The sequence below is a fragment of the Billgrantia aerodenitrificans genome, assembly GCF_021404405.1.
GTDB lineage: Bacteria > Pseudomonadota > Gammaproteobacteria > Pseudomonadales > Halomonadaceae > Halomonas > Halomonas aerodenitrificans.
This window is the reverse complement of sequence record NZ_JABFTV010000010.1, coordinates 150,860-168,404: the sequence shown is the minus strand read 5'-3', so window position 1 is coordinate 168,404 and position 17,545 is coordinate 150,860. Positions and strand designations below refer to the sequence as shown.

Sequence of the window (17,545 nt, the reverse complement as noted above, 5' to 3'; positions counted from 1 at the left end):
CCTCCTTGCGCTACAGCTTGTCGACGCGCACCAGGAACGACTTGTACTCCGGCGTCTGGGTGTTGGCGTCGCCCACCGATGGGGTCAGCGTGTTGGTCAGATGGGCCTTCTTGGTCTCGCCGAGAAAGCCCCAGTGCAGCGGAATGCCCACCTGATGCACCGTCTTGCCGGCCACCTGCAGCGGACGAATGCGCTTGGTCACCACCGCCACCGCATCGATGTAGCCGCGCTTGGAGCTGACCCGCACCCGATCACCCTTGGCGATGCCCAGCTCCTGGGCCAGGCTCTCGCCGATCTCGACGAACTTCTCCGGTTGGGCGATGGCGTTGAGCCGGTTGTGCATCGTCCAGTAGTGGAAGTGCTCGGTCAGGCGATAGCTGGTGGCGGCATGGGGGAACTCCTCGAAGGTGCCGAGGTTTTCGCGATCCTGCGGGAAGATGCGCGCTCCCGGGTTGTGCTTGGCCAGCGGGTTGTCCGGGTGCAGCGGGTTGTTCGCGACTGGCGTTTCGAAGGGTTCGTAGTGCTCCGGGAAGGGCCCCTCCTTCATGCGGTCGCGGGCGAACAGCTGGCCGCGCCCGGTCTGATTCATGATGAACGGGCCTTGGGTCGCCTCGGGTGGCGAGTCCTCGGGAAAGTCAGGCACGTCGTTACCCACCCAGCGTTCGCCGTCCCACCACACCACGGCCTTGTTGGCCGCCCACGGCGTGCCGTCGGGGCGGGCGCTGGCGCGGTTGTAGAGGATGCGGCGGTTGGCCGGCCACGACCAGGCCCAGCCAAGGGTCTGGCCGGTGCCGTAGGGGTCGGAGTTGTCGCGGCGCACCATCTGGTTGCCGCCCTCGGTCCAGCAGCCGGCGAAGATCCAGCAGCCGCAGGCAGTGGAGCCGTCGGCGCGCAGGAAGCCGAAATCCTCGATTTGCTCGCCGGCGCGTACCACCAGGTTGCGGTCCTCGTCGAAGACGTCCTCCAGCGCCCAGCCGTTGTACTCCCGGGCCAGCTCCTCGGGGCTCGGCTCCTCCGGCCGGCGGTAGGGCCAGTGCAGGTTGAGGATGGGGTCGGGGAAGGCGCCGCCTTCTTCCTGGTAGAGCCGTTGCATGCGCAGAAAGATGCCGGCCAGGATCGCCGTGTCGGGCTTGGCTTCGCCCGGCGGTGGCGCGGCCTGCCAGAACCACTGCAGCCAGCGCGAGCTGTTGACGATGGTACCGTCCTCCTCGGCGAAGCTGGTGGTGGGCAGGCGGAACACCTCGGTGTCGATGGCGGCAGGATCGACGTCGTGATACTCGCCGTGATTCATCCAGAACTCCGCCGTTTCGGTGCGCAGCGGGTCGATCACCACCAGGAATTTCAGCTGCGACAGCGCCTCGGTGACCTTGGCCTTGTGCGGGAAGGCCGCCAGCGGATTGAAGCCCTGGCACAGGTAGCCGGTCATCTCGCCGCGATGCATGCGTTCGAAGGTGTGCAGGATGTCGTAGAGGTCCTCGCCCATCTTCGGCAGCCAGTCGTAGCACCAGTCGTTGGCCTCGGTGGCGGCGTCGCCGTACCACGCCTTCATCAGGCTGACGTGGAAGCGCTCGTAGTAGCGCCAGTAGGAGATCTCTTCGGGCACCAGCGGTGGCCGTGCACGTTCGAGGATGAAATCCTCGTAGTCCTGCTCGTCGTCGTCGGGCAGGGTCAGGTAGCCGGGCAACTGATCGGAGAGCAGCCCCAGGTCGGTCAGTCCCTGGATGTTGGAGTGGCCGCGCAGAGCGTTGACCCCGCCGCCGCGCATGCCCATGTTGCCCAGCAGCAACTGGACGATGGCCGCGGTGCGGATGATCTGCGAGCCGATGGAGTGCTGCGTCCAGCCCAGCGCATAGAGGAAAGTCATGGTCTTGTCGGGGGCGGCCGTTTCGGCGGCCATGTCCCACACGTGCTGGATCTTGTCGCGCGGCGTGCCGCACACCGAGGAGACTACGTCGAGGGTGTAGCGGCTGTAGTGCTGGCGCATCAGCTGGAACACGCAGCGCGGGTGCTCGAGTGTCTCGTCGCGCAGGGCGTGGCCGTCCTCGTCGTACTGGTACTGCCAGCCCTCCATCTCGTATTCGCCGTTGTCGGCGTCGTAGCCGTTGAACAGACCGTCCTCGAAGCCGAACTCATCGGCCACCAGCAGGCTGGCGTCGGTGTAGGCGAGCACGTAGTCGCGCTGGAAGCGACCGCTCTCGATCAGGTAATGGATCAGCCCGCCGAGGAAGGCGATATCGGTGCCGGTGCGTATCTCGGCAAAATAGTCCGCCACCGCGGCGGTGCGGGTGAAGCGCGGGTCGACCACCACCAGCCGGGCGTCGTTGTGCTCGCGCGCCTCCATCACCCAGCGGAAGCCAACAGGATGAGCCTCGGCAGGGTTGCCACCCATGCCGATGATCAGGTCGGCATTGCGAATGTCGACCCAGTGGTTGGTCATGGCACCGCGACCGAATGTTGGGGCAAGACCTGCCACCGTCGGTCCGTGTCAGACGCGCGCCTGGTTGTCGAACGCCACCATGCCCAGACTGCGGGCGATCTTGTGAGTGCAGTAGGCGGTCTCGTTGGTCGAGGCCGAGGCCGCCAGCATGCCGGTAGTGGTCCAGTGATTGACCGTATTGCCTTCGTCGTCCTGGGTAACGAAGTTGGCGTCGCGATCGTCCTTCATGTGTCGGGCGATGCGGGTGAAGGCCTCGTCCCAGCTGATCCGCTTCCACTCCCTGCTGCCGGCCTCGCGTACTTGGGGATAGCGCAGGCGCGATTCGCTGCGGATGTAGTCGAGCAGCCCCGCGCCCTTGGGGCATAGCGAGCCGCGACTCACCGGGTGATCCGGGTCGCCTTCGACGTGATAGATGTCGTCGATGTTGTTGATCGCGGCGTCGCCGCGGGCATAGATCAGCACGCCGCAGCCCACCGAGCAGTAGGTGCAGTTGCTGCGCGTGATCTTGGCGCCGGTGAGCTTGAAGTGGCGAATCGAGGCGATGGCGGGATCCGGGGCGAAGCCCATCATCGCCATGCTGGATGTGGCCATCCCCGCCGCACCGAGCTTGAAGAACTGTCTGCGCGAAACCCTGAGGGTCATGAGGCCTCCTGCCTGGTTCCCGTACCCATTGTATCGTTATGCATCTTTGCTAGCGGTCTGTATTAAGCGTAGCGACTCCTGACAGGATCGCGGTTCGTCGTTGGTTTCCGTTGGTAACGAATGGCTGCCGCGGGATGGCTGTCGCCGGGTCATCAGGGCGATTGATCGCCGCTGGCCTGGGGCTCGCCGTCTTCCTGTCGACCGCTGTCGTCGGCGCCCAGCGGTTCGTCGGGCATGACCTCGTCATCGCCTTCGCCATCCTCCTCGCGCTCGGGCGACTGGGTCTCGTAGGCCGGGCCGGCATCGGATGCGGCGGCGGGCGTCTGGAACAGCTCGTCGCCCTGGGTCTCGCCGCTGCCGCTGCCCTGATCCTCCTCTTCCATGTCCGCACCGGTGATACCGCTGGTGGTGCCGGCCCGACCGGTGGTGACATCCGGCGCTTCGGTGATCTCTGCCGGGTCCATGCCGGCGGCGCTCTCATCCGGTGTGGCCGGCTCGGTGGCCAGTGCTGGGGCCGACCAGAGCATGATGGCTCCCAGCAGCATAGGGGGGAATGTCTTGGCTGCCATGCTTGCCTCCTTGCCTGCCGCTCTCACACACCCAGCGTAGACCCTGTCGGCTGAGGCCGACAGCGAGGAGCCTGGGTTCGATGAGTGGCAATCTCTCGCTACGCCTTTCTACACTGGAGCCAGGCCGCCCGATGGGATGCCGGGGTGGTCACGTTCGTTTCGCGTCCGGCATCGTCCATCGTCCATCGTCCGGCATCGTCAATGGAGTGACATCTTGCGCAGTTTACCGGCCACCCTTCCGATCCTGTTCGTCTGTGAAATCAGCTTCCTGCTCGGGCACGGTCTGATCATGACCCTGCTCGGGGTGCGCATGTCCATCGAGGGCTTCCCCTCGCACATGGCGGGCCTGCTGATGTCGAGCTTTTCGCTCGGCTTCGTGCTGGGCAGCTACCTGCTGGAAAAGCGCATTCGCAGCGTGGGGCATATCCGTGTGTTCGCCGCCTGCGCCGGCATCCTGGCGGTGACCGCCATGCTTCACGGCCTGTGGGTCGACGCCTGGGCCTGGCTGGTCTGGCGCCTGCTCGGCGGGGTCGCCACGGCCGGCATGCTGATGGTGATGGAGTCGTGGGTCTCGGGGGAGTCGACCAACGACAATCGCGGCCGGGTGCTGGCGATCTACATGATCATCTCGACCCTGTCGCTGGCCGGCGGGCAGTGGATGCTCAACCTGGCCGATCCGGCCGGCCCGGCGCTGTTCTCACTGGTCGGTATGCTATTCGCCCTGGCGCTGGTGCCGCTGTCGATCGTGCGCATCCACGGTCCGCGCCAGACCCACGACATCCAGCCGCAGAAGATCCCGCTCAAGACGCTGTTCAAACGCGCACCGGTGGGGCTGGTGGGGGCATTCACCGCCGGATTGATGGTGCAGTCCTTCTTCGCCATGACGCCCTTTTACGGTCAGGAGATCGGCCTGACCACTGGCGAAACGGCGCGCTTCATGGCCATCACCACCATGGTGGCGCTGTTCGCCCAGTGGGGGCTCGGGCGGCTCTCCGACCGTATCGACCGGCGCAAGGTGATCCTCGGCATGGCGGTGGTGATGACGATTTCCGGTGTCCTGGTGTCGATGCTGGTGCGCATCGACTTCTGGCTGCTGGTACTGGTGGCCTGCTTCCACACCGCCATGCTGCATACCCTCTACGCTCTGAGCCTGGCCCATACCAACGACTGGCTGGAGCCCGGCGAGATCGTCGCCGCCAATGCTAAGCTGATGATCTGGTACGGCATCGGCTCGATCATCGGCCCCTTCTCGGCCTCGCTGGTGATGCAGGCGATCGGCCCCGATGGGCTGTGGATGTTCCTCGGCGGCGCCTCGCTGGCGCTGGCGCTGTTCGTGACGCTGCGCCTGCGCCGTCGTCCCGGTGAGCCGATCGAGGAAGTCGAGCAGGAGCCCTTCGTGGCGGTGCCGACCCTGGAGACGCCGCATTTCACCGAGCTCGATCCGCGCCTGGAGCCGACCCAGATGGAGTTCCACTTCGAGGAGGCCGCGGGGACGTCGCGGGAAGAGGCTGCCTGAGGCTGGCGAATGCGCCATCATGGGGGACGCCCTCAGAGGGAGAAAAAAGACCGATGCGACGTTCATTCGCCCTGCCCCGTATGCTGGGCCATGCGCTGGGCCTGCTGACCTGCCTGGCGCTGCCCATGACCGTACAGGCCGACAGCTGCCCGCCGCCGGGCCAATGGCTGCAGCCCGGCGGCGAGCGGCTCGATTCGGCGGCACTGTTCGCCAATCTCGCCGAGCGCGACGTGGTGCTGCTCGGCGAGCAGCACGACCGCATGGATCACCACCGCTGGCAGCTGCACACCCTGGCTGGCCTGCACGCCCTGCGCCCGGACATGGTGATCGGCCTGGAGATGCTGCCCCGCGAGGCCCAGCCCGCGCTGGATGCCTGGGTGGCGGGGGAGCTCGACGAGGCGGAGTTCCTCGACGCCAGCAACTGGCGCAGCGCCTGGGGCTTCGATCCGGAGCTCTACCTGCCGATCCTGCACTTCGCCCGCCTGAACCAGGTGCCGCTCAAGGCGATCAACGTCACCCCCGAGTTGCGCGGCCGCCTGGCCGGTGAGGGCTGGGATGGGGTGCCGGAAGACGAACGCTTCGGTATTACCGCGCCGGCCGAGGCGCTGCCGGCTTATCGCGAGCGTCTGGCCGCCGTGCATGCCCAGCATCCCAGCGCGGGGGACGATGAAGCGAGCCTCGAGCGCTTCATCGCCGCGCAGCTCGTATGGGACCGCGCCATGGCCACAGGGCTGGCCGAAGCCACTGCCGAGGGGGCGCTGGCGGTGGGGCTGATCGGCCAAGGCCACCTGCAGTACGAGCACGGGGTGCCCCATCAGCTCAACGACCTGGATGTAGACGCCCACGCTACCCTGCTGCCCTGGGCGGTGGAAGTCGACGGCTGCGAGCTGCCGCCGGAGGGGCTGGCGCATGCCGTATTCACCCTGGCCGAGACCCCGGCGCAGGCCCAGCCGCCGATGCAGCTCGGGGTCTATATCGTGCCCCATGAGGCCGGGATCGAGGTGCGCGGCATTCAGAGTGGCTCTGTGGCCGAGAGCGCGGGCCTGGAGGAGGGGGATATCATTATGCGCGCCGCGGGTGAGGCGCTGGCGAGGCCTGCCGATCTGACCCAACGGGTGCAGCGGCAGCCGCCCGGCACCCTGCTGCCGCTGGAGGTGGAGCGCAACGGTGAGCGGCGCGAGATCCTGGCGCGTTTCCCGCCGAGTGACGGCGGCAGCGACACGCGATGAGCCGGGCCATGCCGAACGCGCTGCGCGCACTCCTGGCCGGGCTGACGGCGTTCGCCCTGCTTTTCGGCATCGCTGCGGCGCGGGCCGAGGCGCTGCCCCAGGTCAGCCTCGATATCTCGCTCGATCCCGACAGTGGCCGCCTGGCGGGGGAGATGTCCTTCTCGCCGCCGCCCGAGTCGAGTGACTTCACGCTTCTGCCCGGCCTCGAGCTGGTTGCCGCGCAGGCCGACGGCGACGCCATCGCGGCCGAGCCTGACGGCGATGGACGCCACCGGCTGGCGCTGCCGCCGGGAGCCGAAACGCTGACGCTGCGCTGGCAGGGGCGTCTGGAGGACGGCGAGCGGCTAATGCTCTCGCCTCGTGGCAGCCTGCTGCCGGCCCACGGCGGCTGGTATCCGCGCTTCGACGACCTCGGCCCTTTTGCACTGACCTTGCAGATCGCGCTACCCCCAGGGCAGCGGGCGGTGGGCACCGGTTCGCTGCAGGGCGAGCCCCGGGTCGACGAGGTGGGTTATCGCGTGCGCCATGAGCATCCGCGCACGCGGGTGGTGGAGCTGGCCGCCGGCCCGTGGGTGGAGCGCAGCCGCGAGGTCGACGGCGTGCTTTTGCGCACGCTGTTCCCCGAGGCGCTCGATGCCGCCCACGCCGAAACCTACCTGGACCACGCCGCCGACTACCTGCAGCGCTTCGTCGAACGCGTCGGCCCCTATCCCTACGCCAGTTTCAGCATCGCCGCCTCGCCGGCCCCGGTTGGGCTGGCCTATCCCGGCTTCACCCTGCTCGGCGAGCGGGTCATCCCGTTGCCGTTCATCCCTCGCACTTCGCTGGCCCACGAGCTGATGCACGCCTGGTGGGGTGCCGGGGTGCTGGTCGACTATTCCAACCAAGACGGGATCGGCGGCAACTGGTCCGAGGCGCTGACCACCTACCTGGCCGACTATGCCCTCGACGAAGCCCGCGGCGAGGCGCGGGAGACCCGCCGCCGCTGGCTGCTCGATCTGGCGGCGCTGCCGGATGGCTACGACCGCCGCCTGACTGATTTCCGCGGCCAGCGCGACCCGGCGCTACGCCTGCTGGGCTATCAGCACGGCGCCATGCTGCTGCACATGCTGCGCCAGCGTATCGGCGACGAAGCCTTCGATGCGGGGCTGCGCCGCTTCGCCGAGCGCCATATGCATCGTGAGGCCGGTTGGGGCGACCTCGCGACGGCGCTGGGCGAGGCCGCCGGCGAGTCGCTTCAGGCGTTTGTCGAAGCCTGGGCGCAGCAGCCGGGGCGTCCAGCGCTGGGTGTCGAGGCCACTCGCCGTGAGACGCCGGACGGCTGGACGCTAGCGGGGGTGCTCGAGCAAAGCGGGGTGGGTGCCCCCTGGCCGCTCCAGGTGCCGCTCAGGGTCGAGACCGTCGCCGGTGTGGAGCGGCACCGTGTTTCGCTCGAAGAGGAGCGCGTCGAATTCTCGCTGCAACTGGAGCATGAGCCGCTCGCGCTTCTCGTCGACCCCGACTTCGACCTGCTGCGCCGGGTGGGCGGACCGCCGATCCTGCGCCGGGTGGCGCTCGATCCTGCCAGTCGGCTGCTGGCCTTGGAGGCCTCGCTGGCCGAGCCGGTCAGGCAGGCCCTGGGTGCCCCGCTGCCTTCTGCCAGCGAGGGGATGTCGCTGGCAGAAGGCGCGCCGCCGCTGCTGTTGGTGGGGCTGACCGAGCCCGTCGCTGGCTGGCTCGAGGGCCAGGGGCTCGATGGTGTCGTCCTCGACATGGCGCAACGTGGCCAGGCACGGGCCTGGACCCTGCCCGGCACCACCGTGACGGCAATCAGCGCTGACGACCGGGAGACCCTCATGCGCCTGCTGGGCAGCCTGCGCCACCAGCTGGCGCATGGCTACCTGATCGTGGACGGCGACGAGACGACCACCGGCGCCTGGCCGCTCGAGGAGACGGCCCTGCGCGTCGATTGGTCGCCCTGATCGCTTGCACGCAGCGGTGCTCGATGCGCTATCGTATCGGGAGCCGCCGGATGCCCGGCGCACGACTCGATCATGTCGCGAAAGCGCACGGAATCTGCTGGAGGATTGCCTTGGCCATTTCCCGTTTTGCCGATCTGCTGGACGAGGCGCGTCGTCAGCCAGAGCCGCAGCGGCTGCTGTTCGTCTTCACCCGCGCCGAGTTGCCGGACAACCCCACCCAGGAGCAGCGTGAGCGCTTCGAGCAGGGGGAGGGTGGCGCGCTGACCCCGGTACTGTGCGTCGACAAGGCGCCCGAGGAGCTCAGTGACATGGATGCGCTGGTGGCGGAGTCGCAGCACACCGGCATTGAGTGGGACGTCGTCTTCGTCGGCGCGCTGTCCGGCCGCGGTCGAGAGGCGCCCACCAGCGAAGAGGCCGAGAACCATCTGCAGCGCATGGTGCAGTCGCTGCAGATGGGCAATACCCAGAGCTTCCTGGCGCTGAATCGTCAGGGTGAGGCGATAGCCTTGCAATAGCGTTTCGGTGACACCATAGAGAACCCTTATCGGAACCATGGCGGCAATCAATTTTCGCCTATGGGTTGCGATGGATAAGATAGCCCCCGTATTCGGATCACCCCACCAATGACACGGAGCATTACTGAATGTCCCTGATCAACACCGAAGTCCAGCCGTTCAAGGCCACCGCTTTCCACAACGGCGAGTTCGTCGAAGTCTCCAACGAGGACCTGAAGGGCCAGTGGTCCGTGGTGATCTTCATGCCGGCCGCGTTCACCTTCAACTGCCCGACCGAAGTCGAGGACGCCGCCGAGCACTACGAGGAGTTCAAGAAGGCCGGTGCCGAGGTCTACATCGTCACCACCGACACCCACTTCTCGCACAAGGTATGGCACGAGACTTCCCCGGCGGTGGGCAAGGCCAAGTTCCCGCTGGTCGGTGACCCGACTCACCAGCTGACTCGCGCTTTCGGTGTGCATATCGAAGAAGCCGGTCTGGCCCTGCGCGGCACCTTCGTGATCGACCCGGAAGGCGTGATCAAGACCCTGGAGATCCACGACAACGCCATCGCCCGCGACGTCGCCGAGACACTGCGCAAGCTGAAGGCCGCCCAGTACGTTCGCAACAACCCGAACGAAGTCTGCCCGGCCAAGTGGAAGGAAGGCGAGCAGACTCTCGCTCCCTCCCTGGATCTGGTCGGCAAGATCTAAGGAAACACTGATTCATTGCTGCGCTCGATATCTTGGCCACCGGCGGTGCTCGAAATCCTCACCTAGTACCGCATAGGCTCCGGTTTCTGCGCTCCGGCGGTGGCCAACCTCTCTTCGCTCGCGACATGAATCAGCAGTTCCCTAAGTCGAATCATCGCGAGGCTGCGAGCCGGCCTCGCGTTCCCGCCCGGGCATGTGCTGCCCGGGCGATTTTCCGATACGTGCAAGCCCATGCCTGTGCCGACGCCACGTCAGCGCTGAGAGCATCGTCTTGCCATTTTCCAGCCCAGACATGAAGGAAACCGCTGTCATGTTGGACGACAATCTGAAAAGTCAGCTAAAAGCCTACCTGCAGAAGGTCACGCAGCCGTTCGAGATCGTCGCATCCCTCGATGACGGCGCGAAATCCCAGGAGCTGCATGGGCTGCTGAAGGACATCGTCGCCCTGAGCGACAAGATCACCCTGCGCCTGGACGGTACGGATGCGCGCAAGCCTTCCTTCGCCCTGAACCGTCCCGGCGAGGAGCCCGGCGTGGTCTTCGCCGGTATCCCCATGGGCCACGAGTTCACCTCGCTGGTACTGGCGCTGCTGCAGGTGGGCGGTCATCCGCCCAAGGTCAGCGACGACACCCTCGCCCAGATCAAGGCGCTCGAAGGCGAGTTCCATTTCGAGACCTACTACTCGCTGTCGTGCCAGAACTGCCCCGACGTGGTGCAGGCGCTCAACCTGATGGCCATCTTCAACCCGGGCGTGCGCCACGTCGCCATCGACGGCGCGCTGTTCCAGGACGAGGTCGAACAGCGCCAGATCATGTCGGTGCCGAGCATCTACCTCAACGGCGAACCCTTCGACCAGGGGCGTATGAGCCTGGAGCAGATCCTGGCCAAGGTCGACACCGGCGCGGCCCAGCGCGAGGCGGCCAAGCTCAACGAGAAGGATGCCTTCGACGTGCTGGTGGTGGGCGGTGGCCCGGCCGGCGCCGCAGCGGCCATCTACGCCGCGCGCAAGGGAATCCGCACCGGCGTAGCGGCCGAACGCTTCGGCGGCCAGGTGCTCGATACCATGGCCATCGAGAACTTCATCTCCGTGCCCTACACCGAAGGCCCCAAGCTGGCCGCGGCCCTCGAGCAGCACGTCACGGAGTATGAAGCCGACATCATGAACCTGCAGCGTGCGGTCAGGCTGATCCCGGCCGCCGACCAGGGCGGCGAGCATGAGGTGGAGTTCGCCTCCGGCGCGCGCCTCAAGAGCAAGACGCTGATTCTCTCTACCGGCGCCCGCTGGCGCGAGATGAACGTGCCAGGCGAGGCCGAGTACCGCAACAAGGGCGTGGCTTACTGCCCCCACTGCGACGGTCCGCTGTTCAAGGGCAAGCGCGTGGCGGTGATCGGCGGCGGTAACTCCGGCGTCGAGGCGGCCATCGATCTGGCTGGCATCGTCGGTCACGTAACGCTGATCGAGTTCATGGACGAGATGCGTGCCGACGCGGTGCTGCAAAAGAAGCTGCGCAGCCTGTCCAACGTCGAGATCATCCTCGGCGCGCGCACCACCGAAGTGAACGGCGACGGCACTCGGGTCAACGGCCTGTCGTATGAGGAGCGTGCCAGCGGCGAGATCAAGCGGCTCGAGCTGGAGGGCATCTTCGTCCAGATCGGCCTGGTGCCCAATACCGAGTGGCTTACCGATTCGCCCATCGAGCTCTCGTCGCGCGGCGAGATCGTGATCGACGAGCGCGGCATGACCTCGGTGCCCGGTATCTTCGCCGCCGGCGACGTCACCACCGTGCCCTACAAGCAGATCGTCATCGCCATGGGCGAGGGCTCGAAGGCCGCACTTGGCGCCTTCGACTATCTGATTCGCCACTGACGCCCTAATACGTCACTGACGTCCGCGGCCGGCAACGGGAACTCGTTGCCGGCCGCCGCTTCACTCGATGCCCCGCAGGCCATGACCTGCAGGGCATCGTCTTTTCAGCGGTCTCGATCTCCGCCTGGCGCTCCTCCTTCCAGGTGGCACTCTGCAGGTGCAAGTGGGCTGCCGGTAGGCTCTGGGCGCACTAAGGCGGTGCGCTCTCACAGGACGGATCGCCTTGGCTGCGACCGTTGAATAAGTGTTTTGCCTGCTCTATCCCTGTCCTGGAACAATCCTTGCTAAGGTGCTGGGCACATGCCCAGGCATGCATCACTCAAGAAGACCAATAACCCATCGAGGATATTTTTCATGCGTGACAACAAGAACAAGTGGCTACTGGCCACTTCCGCAGCGGCACTGGCACTGGGTAGCGCCTCCCTGGCCTCGGCCAACACCCTGCAGAACACCCTCGAGCGTGGCGCCGTCCAGTGTGGCGTCAGCGACGGCCTGCCGGGCTTCTCCGCCCCCGACGACCAGGGCGAATGGCAGGGGCTGGACGTCGATGTCTGTCGTGCCGTGGCAGCTGCGGTTTTCGGCGATGCCGAAGCCGTGCGCTACATCTCGCTGAACGCCGTGGAGCGTTTCACCGCGCTGCAGTCCGGCGAGGTCGACATCCTTTCGCGCAACACCACCTGGACCACCACTCGCGATACCACTCTGGGCCTCAACTTCGCCGGTGTGAACTTCTACGACGGTCAGGGCTTCCTCGTCTCGCGTGACCTGGGCGTGAGCAGCGCGAGCGAGCTCGACGGCGCTGCGGTCTGTATCCAGTCGGGTACTACTACCGAGCTGAACCTGGCCGACTACTTCCGTGCCAACGGCATGGAGTTCGACCCCATCGTTTTCGATACCTCCGAGCAGACCGTAGGCGGCTTCGAGGCTGGCCGCTGTGACGTGCTGACCTCCGATACCTCCCAGCTCGCCGCACTGCGCATCCAGCTTTCCGATCCCGACAGCGCTGTGGTCCTCTCCGATGTCATCTCCAAGGAACCGCTGGGCCCGGTGGTGCGCCAGGGCGACGATCAGTGGTTCAACATCGTCAAGTGGTCGCTGTTCGCCATGCTCAACGCCGAAGAGCTGGGCGTGACCAGCGAGAACGCCGACGAGATGCGCGACTCCAGCAACCCGGACATCGCCCGCCTGCTCGGTCAGGACGGCAACTACGGCGAGGGCATGGGCCTCGATGCCAACTGGGCCTACAACATCGTCAGCCAAGTGGGTAACTACGCCGAGAGCTTCGAGCGCAACGTGGGCATGGACTCACCGCTGCAGATCGAGCGTGGTGCCAACGCCCTGTGGACCGACGGTGGCTTCCAGTACGCTCCGCCGATTCGTTGATCGACCGCCCGAGTCACCTGAGGTGCCTCGATCCAACCCTGCCCCGGCCCGGACACCCCAGGCCGGGGTTTGATAACTGCTTGACGGATCCAGGCGGAGAGTCCCTTCATGTCCGTTCGCTCCAAGGCTCACTCGCTGGGCCCCAAACCGCCTTTCTGGCGCGACCGCGCCAAGCGCGCCCTGATCTTCCAGGCGCTGCTGATTGCCGCTGTCATCGCTTTTCTGCTCTACATCATCGGCAATACACAGGCCAACCTGGCCGCCCGCGGCATCACCACCGGCTTTGGCTTTCTCGAAAGAACCGCCGGATTCGGCATCGGCCAGACCCTGATCGAATATTCGTCCCAGAGCACCTACGGTCGTACCTTCGTGGTGGGCCTGCTCAATACGCTGCTGGTATCGGCACTGGGTATCGTGGCCGCCACCATCATCGGTTTCATCGTCGGTATCGCGCGGCTGTCGCCCAACTGGCTGATCGCCCGGCTGGCCAGCGGCTATATCGAGATCTTCCGTAACATTCCACTGCTGCTGCAGATCTTCTTCTGGTACTTCGCCGTGCTGCGGGCCATGCCCGGTCCGCGCGATAGCCTGGCTTTCGGCGAAGTCATCTTTCTCAACGTACGCGGGCTGTTTCTGCCCGAGCCATTGTTCGAGTCGGGCTTCGGCCTGATCCCGCTGGCCTTCGGTATCGCCGTGGTCGCCAGCATCGCGCTGACGATCTGGAACAAGCGCCGCCACGAGGCCACCGGCAAGCGCCTGCCTGCGGGCTGGATCTCGCTGGCCTTGATCGTCGGCCTACCGCTATTCATTCTGGTGGCGACCGGTGTGCCCGTCACCTGGGACGTGCCTGAGCTGCGCGGCTTCAACTTCCGCGGCGGCATCACCATCATCCCCGAGTTCCTCGCTCTGTGGCTGGCGCTATCGATCTACACGGCGTCGTTCATCGCCGAGATCGTACGCTCCGGTATCCAGGCGATCTCCCATGGTCAGACCGAAGCGGCCCAGGCGTTGAGCCTGCCGCAGAACCTGGTGCTGCGCCTGGTGGTGGTGCCTCAGGCGCTGCGCGTGATCATTCCGCCGCTGACCAGCCAGTACCTTAACCTGATCAAGAACTCCTCGCTGGCCACGGCCATCGGCTACCCCGATCTGGTCTCGGTATTCGCCGGTACCACGCTGAACCAGACGGGTCAGGCGATAGAGGTCATCGCCATGACCATGGCGGTCTATCTGACCATCAGCCTGCTGGTGTCGATGTTCATGAACTGGTTCAACGCCCGCGTGGCGCTGGTGGAACGCTAGGAGAGGCGCCATGACGATTCAATACAAGATGATCGAGGCGCGTCCTGCGCCCAGCAATACGGTGGGGCCTGTCGCCTGGTTGCGTGCCAACCTGTTCAGCGGGCCGGTGAACACCATTTTCACCCTGCTTGGCCTTTACCTGCTCTATCTGCTGCTGGTACCGACCATCCAGTGGGCCCTCATCAATGCCGACTGGGTCGGTACCACCCGAGACGACTGCTCACGGGAGGGGGCCTGCTGGGTCTTCGTCAGCACCCGTTTCACCCAGTTCATCTACGGCCTCTATCCGCGCAGCCAGATCTGGCGGGTCGATGTGACCTTCGCCGTCTTCGTCGGCATGATCGCCTGGCTGATGATTCCGCGCCTACCGTTCAAGCGCTGGGTGGCGCTGGCAACCCTGGTGGCCTTCCCGGTGTTCGCCTACGTCATGCTCTACGGAGGCCACTTCGGCCTGCCCGTCGTGCAGACCCATCGCTGGGGCGGTCTGATGCTGACCCTGGTGCTGGCCGTGGTGGGCATGGTGGGAGCGCTGCCGATCGGTATCCTGCTGGCGCTCGGAAGGCGCTCGCAGATGCCCATCGTCAAGAGCTTCTGCGTGGTGTTCATCGAGTTCTGGCGCGGCGTGCCGTTGATCACGGTGCTGTTCATGGCCTCGGTGATGCTGCCGCTGTTCATGCCCACCGGCGTCAGCGTCGACCGCCTGATCCGCGCCTTCATCGGTATCACCCTGTTCCAGAGCGCCTACATGGCCGAGGTCATCCGTGGCGGGCTGCAGGCGATACCCCGCGGCCAGGAGGAAGCGGCGGCGGCGCTGGGCATGAGCTACTGGATGCGCATGGGCCTGATCGTGCTGCCCCAGGCGCTGAAGATGATGATTCCCGGTATCGTCAACACCTTCATCTCGCTGTTCAAGGACACCACCCTGGTCATGATCATCGGTCTGTTCGACCTGTTGGGCATCGTCCAGGCGGCACTGTCGGATTCCCGCTGGCTGGGCTTCGCCCTGGAGGGCTACGTGTTCGCCGCGTTCATGTTCTGGATCTTCTGCTTCAGCATGTCGCGCTACAGTCAGTACCTCGAGCGGAAGCTGCACACCGGCCATAAGAGATAGGAATGAGAACAATGACTGAACAAGCAACCCAGGCCGGCAACGAGACCCCCATGGTCCAGATGCGCGGCGTCAACAAGTGGTACGGCGACTTCCACGTGCTGCGCGACATCGATCTCGAGGTCAAGCGCGGCGAACGAATCGTCATCTGCGGCCCTTCGGGCTCGGGCAAGTCGACGCTGATCCGCTGCATCAACCATCTCGAGGAGCATCAGGCCGGCGAGATCGTGGTCGGCGGCATTCCGCTCACACAGGACGTCAAGCGCATCGAGCAGATCCGCCGCAACGTGGGTATGGTGTTCCAGCACTTCAATCTCTTCCCGCACCTCACGGTGCTGGAGAACTGCTGTCTGGCGCCCATGTGGGTGCAGAAGAAGCCGCGGCGCGAGGCCGAGGAGCAGGCCATGCGCTACCTGGAGCGGGTGCGTATCGCCGAGCAGGCGCGCAAGTACCCGGGCCAGCTCTCCGGCGGCCAGCAGCAGCGCGTGGCGATCGCCCGCTCGCTGTGCATGCACCCCGAGGTGATGCTGTTCGACGAGCCCACCTCGGCGCTCGACCCGGAGATGATCAAGGAGGTGCTCGACGTCATGGTCGAGCTGGCCAACGAGGGCATGACCATGCTCTGCGTGACCCACGAGATGGGCTTCGCCAAGACCGTGGCCGACCGCGTGATCTTCATGGATCAGGGACAGATCATCGAGGAGAATGCGCCGGAGCCTTTCTTCAACAACCCGCAGTCCGAGCGTACCCAGCTCTTCCTCAGTCAGATCCTCGGTCACTAGGAGGCGAGACCGGCGGCGGTGTGGCTTGCTGCATCGCCAGCGTCGCCTGAGGATACGCCATGACACGGTTGCGTCCCGTGCGCTTGGCGGCATAGAGCGCCTGGTCGGCCTGAGTGCTGGCCAGGCTCTGGGCGTGCTCCAGATCCTCGCCGGGAATCAGCCGGGCGATACCGATGCTGATCGTGATGGTGACGGGCGGTGCTGCGGCCATGCCCGCCAGCGGGGGAAGCGAAAAGGGGGTATCGGCGATGCTGGCCCTCAGACGTTCGCCCAGCAGCCACGCCAGAGCATCGTCGAGCCCGCTGACGAATACCGCAAACTCCTCGCCGCCCATGCGGGCCAGCACGTCCTGGCCGCGCAGCTCGTTGTCCAGCCGTGTGGCGACCAGCTTGAGCAGGGCATCGCCGGCGGGGTGCCCGTAGCGATCGTTGATCTGCTTGAAGTGGTCGATGTCGAGCATCAACAGGTGGCAGAGCGTGGTCGAGGAGCGCTTCAGTGTCGTCTGTAGATGGCGTGTCAGGCCGCGCCGGTTCATCACGCCGGTGAGTTCATCGTACTCGGCGGCGAGCATGGCTCGCTCCTCTCCCTGCTTGCGACGGCTGATGTCGATGACCAGCCCCGATATGACGCTGGGCCGGCCGCTGGTGTCGCAAGCCAGTTCGGCGACGAGCTCATGCCAGCGTGCCGGGGTTCCAGGGCGTTGCAGCCGCACGTCCAGGCGAAAGCTCTGGCCTGCATCCGAGCCGTTCAGGCACTGGCGCATCCGCTTCCACAGGCGCCGCCGGTCGGCTCTTAGCATATGGGCCAGCAACCGTCGCAGCGGCAGGCGGGCATAGTCGTCGGGGTAGCCCAGCGTGCGCAGCAGGGCGCGAGAGCACCAGGTCGAACCGCTATGTAGGTCGATTTCCCAGATCCCGCATTCGGCGACCTGTTGAAACAGCTCGAACTGGCGTCGGCGGCTGGCGAGCTGGTGGCGATAGAGTGACGAGGCGATCAGTTCTGCGGCGATGACGAGTGCGTCGAGCCCGGCGCCCTCCCAGTCGAGGGGGCGCTCGCAGTCGTCGATTCCCAGCGTGCCCCACCAGCGGCCGTCCACCATGATGGGGACCGTGATCATCGAGAGTATCTGCTGGCTCTCGAGGTTCTCGCGCAGCGGCCCCGGCGCCATTCGTTCGGTGATGAAGCGTTGTGACATGCCGCGTTGACGCTCGGCGACCATGTGGCGGTAGGTGGGGTCATCGAAAACGCTGGCAAAGAAGCGAAAGCGCTTCTGCGTGAGCTGGCGATAGCGTGGCTTGGCGGCCCACTCGAACACATAGTCCTGAATGACCGCTTCGTCCTGCAGCTCCAGCAGTTGGAAGATCCATACCCGGCTGGCCCCCGAGGCCCGGCCGATCTCGCCCAGCAGTGCATCGACGCCGTCGCCCCAGAAACGTCCCTTCATCAAGGCCCGGCTGCCCTTGGCGAGAGCGGCGAGGAGGCGCATGGCGTCGGGCTGGATCGGAACCGTCATGGGTCGACTCATCCATCGGGCGGTAGACCGAT

At 65.8% G+C, this 17,545-nt stretch carries 13 protein-coding genes; 10 read left to right on the top strand and 3 right to left on the bottom strand.

Going from position 1 to position 17,545, the window contains the following annotated elements; all coding sequences use genetic code 11:
- Window positions 1-10: 10 nt before the first annotated feature.
- Together fdnG and HOP59_RS18470 are read right to left on the bottom strand one after the other, a co-directional pair.
- Window positions 11-3,004 carry a formate dehydrogenase-N subunit alpha gene (gene fdnG / locus HOP59_RS18475; protein ID WP_234254945.1) on the bottom strand — a complete coding sequence of 998 codons (2,994 nt, stop codon included), beginning with the start codon at window positions 3,002-3,004 and terminating at the stop codon, window positions 11-13.
- A gap of 227 nt (window positions 3,005-3,231) precedes the next feature.
- Window positions 3,232-3,648, bottom strand: a complete 417-nt coding sequence (locus tag HOP59_RS18470) for a hypothetical protein (protein WP_234254875.1) — start codon at window positions 3,646-3,648, stop codon at window positions 3,232-3,234.
- A 214-nt stretch (window positions 3,649-3,862) separates the two neighbouring features.
- Here HOP59_RS18470 and HOP59_RS18465 point away from each other — a divergent pair, with 214 nt between their 5' ends.
- From HOP59_RS18465 to HOP59_RS18420, 10 genes are all read left to right on the top strand, one after another.
- Complete coding sequence (locus HOP59_RS18465) at window positions 3,863-5,164, top strand: MFS transporter (protein ID WP_234254874.1); 1,302 nt, start codon at window positions 3,863-3,865, stop codon at window positions 5,162-5,164.
- 53 nt (window positions 5,165-5,217) lie between these two features.
- A complete protein-coding gene (locus HOP59_RS18460) occupies window positions 5,218-6,393 on the top strand; it encodes a ChaN family lipoprotein (RefSeq protein WP_234254873.1) in 1,176 nt (391 codons plus the stop codon).
- A gap of 8 nt (window positions 6,394-6,401) precedes the next feature.
- Window positions 6,402-8,354 carry a M1 family metallopeptidase gene (locus HOP59_RS18455; RefSeq protein ID WP_010625826.1) on the top strand — a complete coding sequence of 651 codons (1,953 nt, stop codon included), beginning with the start codon at window positions 6,402-6,404 and terminating at the stop codon, window positions 8,352-8,354.
- Window positions 8,355-8,464: 110 nt separating this feature from the next.
- Complete coding sequence (locus tag HOP59_RS18450) at window positions 8,465-8,869, top strand: hypothetical protein (protein WP_010625825.1); 405 nt, start codon at window positions 8,465-8,467, stop codon at window positions 8,867-8,869.
- Window positions 8,870-8,997: 128 nt separating this feature from the next.
- Window positions 8,998-9,561 (top strand): alkyl hydroperoxide reductase subunit C, encoded by a 564-nt coding sequence (gene ahpC / locus HOP59_RS18445; RefSeq protein ID WP_010625824.1) that lies wholly within the window; start codon window positions 8,998-9,000, stop codon window positions 9,559-9,561.
- Window positions 9,562-9,871: 310 nt separating this feature from the next.
- Complete coding sequence (gene ahpF / locus HOP59_RS18440) at window positions 9,872-11,428, top strand: alkyl hydroperoxide reductase subunit F (protein ID WP_010625823.1); 1,557 nt, start codon at window positions 9,872-9,874, stop codon at window positions 11,426-11,428.
- Window positions 11,429-11,782: 354 nt separating this feature from the next.
- Window positions 11,783-12,811, top strand: a complete 1,029-nt coding sequence (locus tag HOP59_RS18435; protein WP_010625822.1) for an amino acid ABC transporter substrate-binding protein — start codon at window positions 11,783-11,785, stop codon at window positions 12,809-12,811.
- A gap of 108 nt (window positions 12,812-12,919) precedes the next feature.
- Window positions 12,920-14,110 carry an amino acid ABC transporter permease gene (locus HOP59_RS18430; protein ID WP_010625821.1) on the top strand — a complete coding sequence of 397 codons (1,191 nt, stop codon included), beginning with the start codon at window positions 12,920-12,922 and terminating at the stop codon, window positions 14,108-14,110.
- Window positions 14,111-14,120: 10 nt separating this feature from the next.
- Complete coding sequence (locus HOP59_RS18425) at window positions 14,121-15,221, top strand: amino acid ABC transporter permease (protein ID WP_010625820.1); 1,101 nt, start codon at window positions 14,121-14,123, stop codon at window positions 15,219-15,221.
- Between the two features lie 50 nt (window positions 15,222-15,271).
- Window positions 15,272-16,000 carry an amino acid ABC transporter ATP-binding protein gene (locus HOP59_RS18420; RefSeq protein WP_035589725.1) on the top strand — a complete coding sequence of 243 codons (729 nt, stop codon included), beginning with the start codon at window positions 15,272-15,274 and terminating at the stop codon, window positions 15,998-16,000.
- Here HOP59_RS18420 and HOP59_RS18415 read toward each other — a convergent pair.
- Complete coding sequence (locus tag HOP59_RS18415; protein WP_234254872.1) at window positions 15,978-17,513, bottom strand: sensor domain-containing diguanylate cyclase; 1,536 nt, start codon at window positions 17,511-17,513, stop codon at window positions 15,978-15,980. The two genes, HOP59_RS18420 and HOP59_RS18415, sit on opposite strands and share 23 nt — an antisense overlap.
- Window positions 17,514-17,545 lie beyond the last annotated feature (32 nt).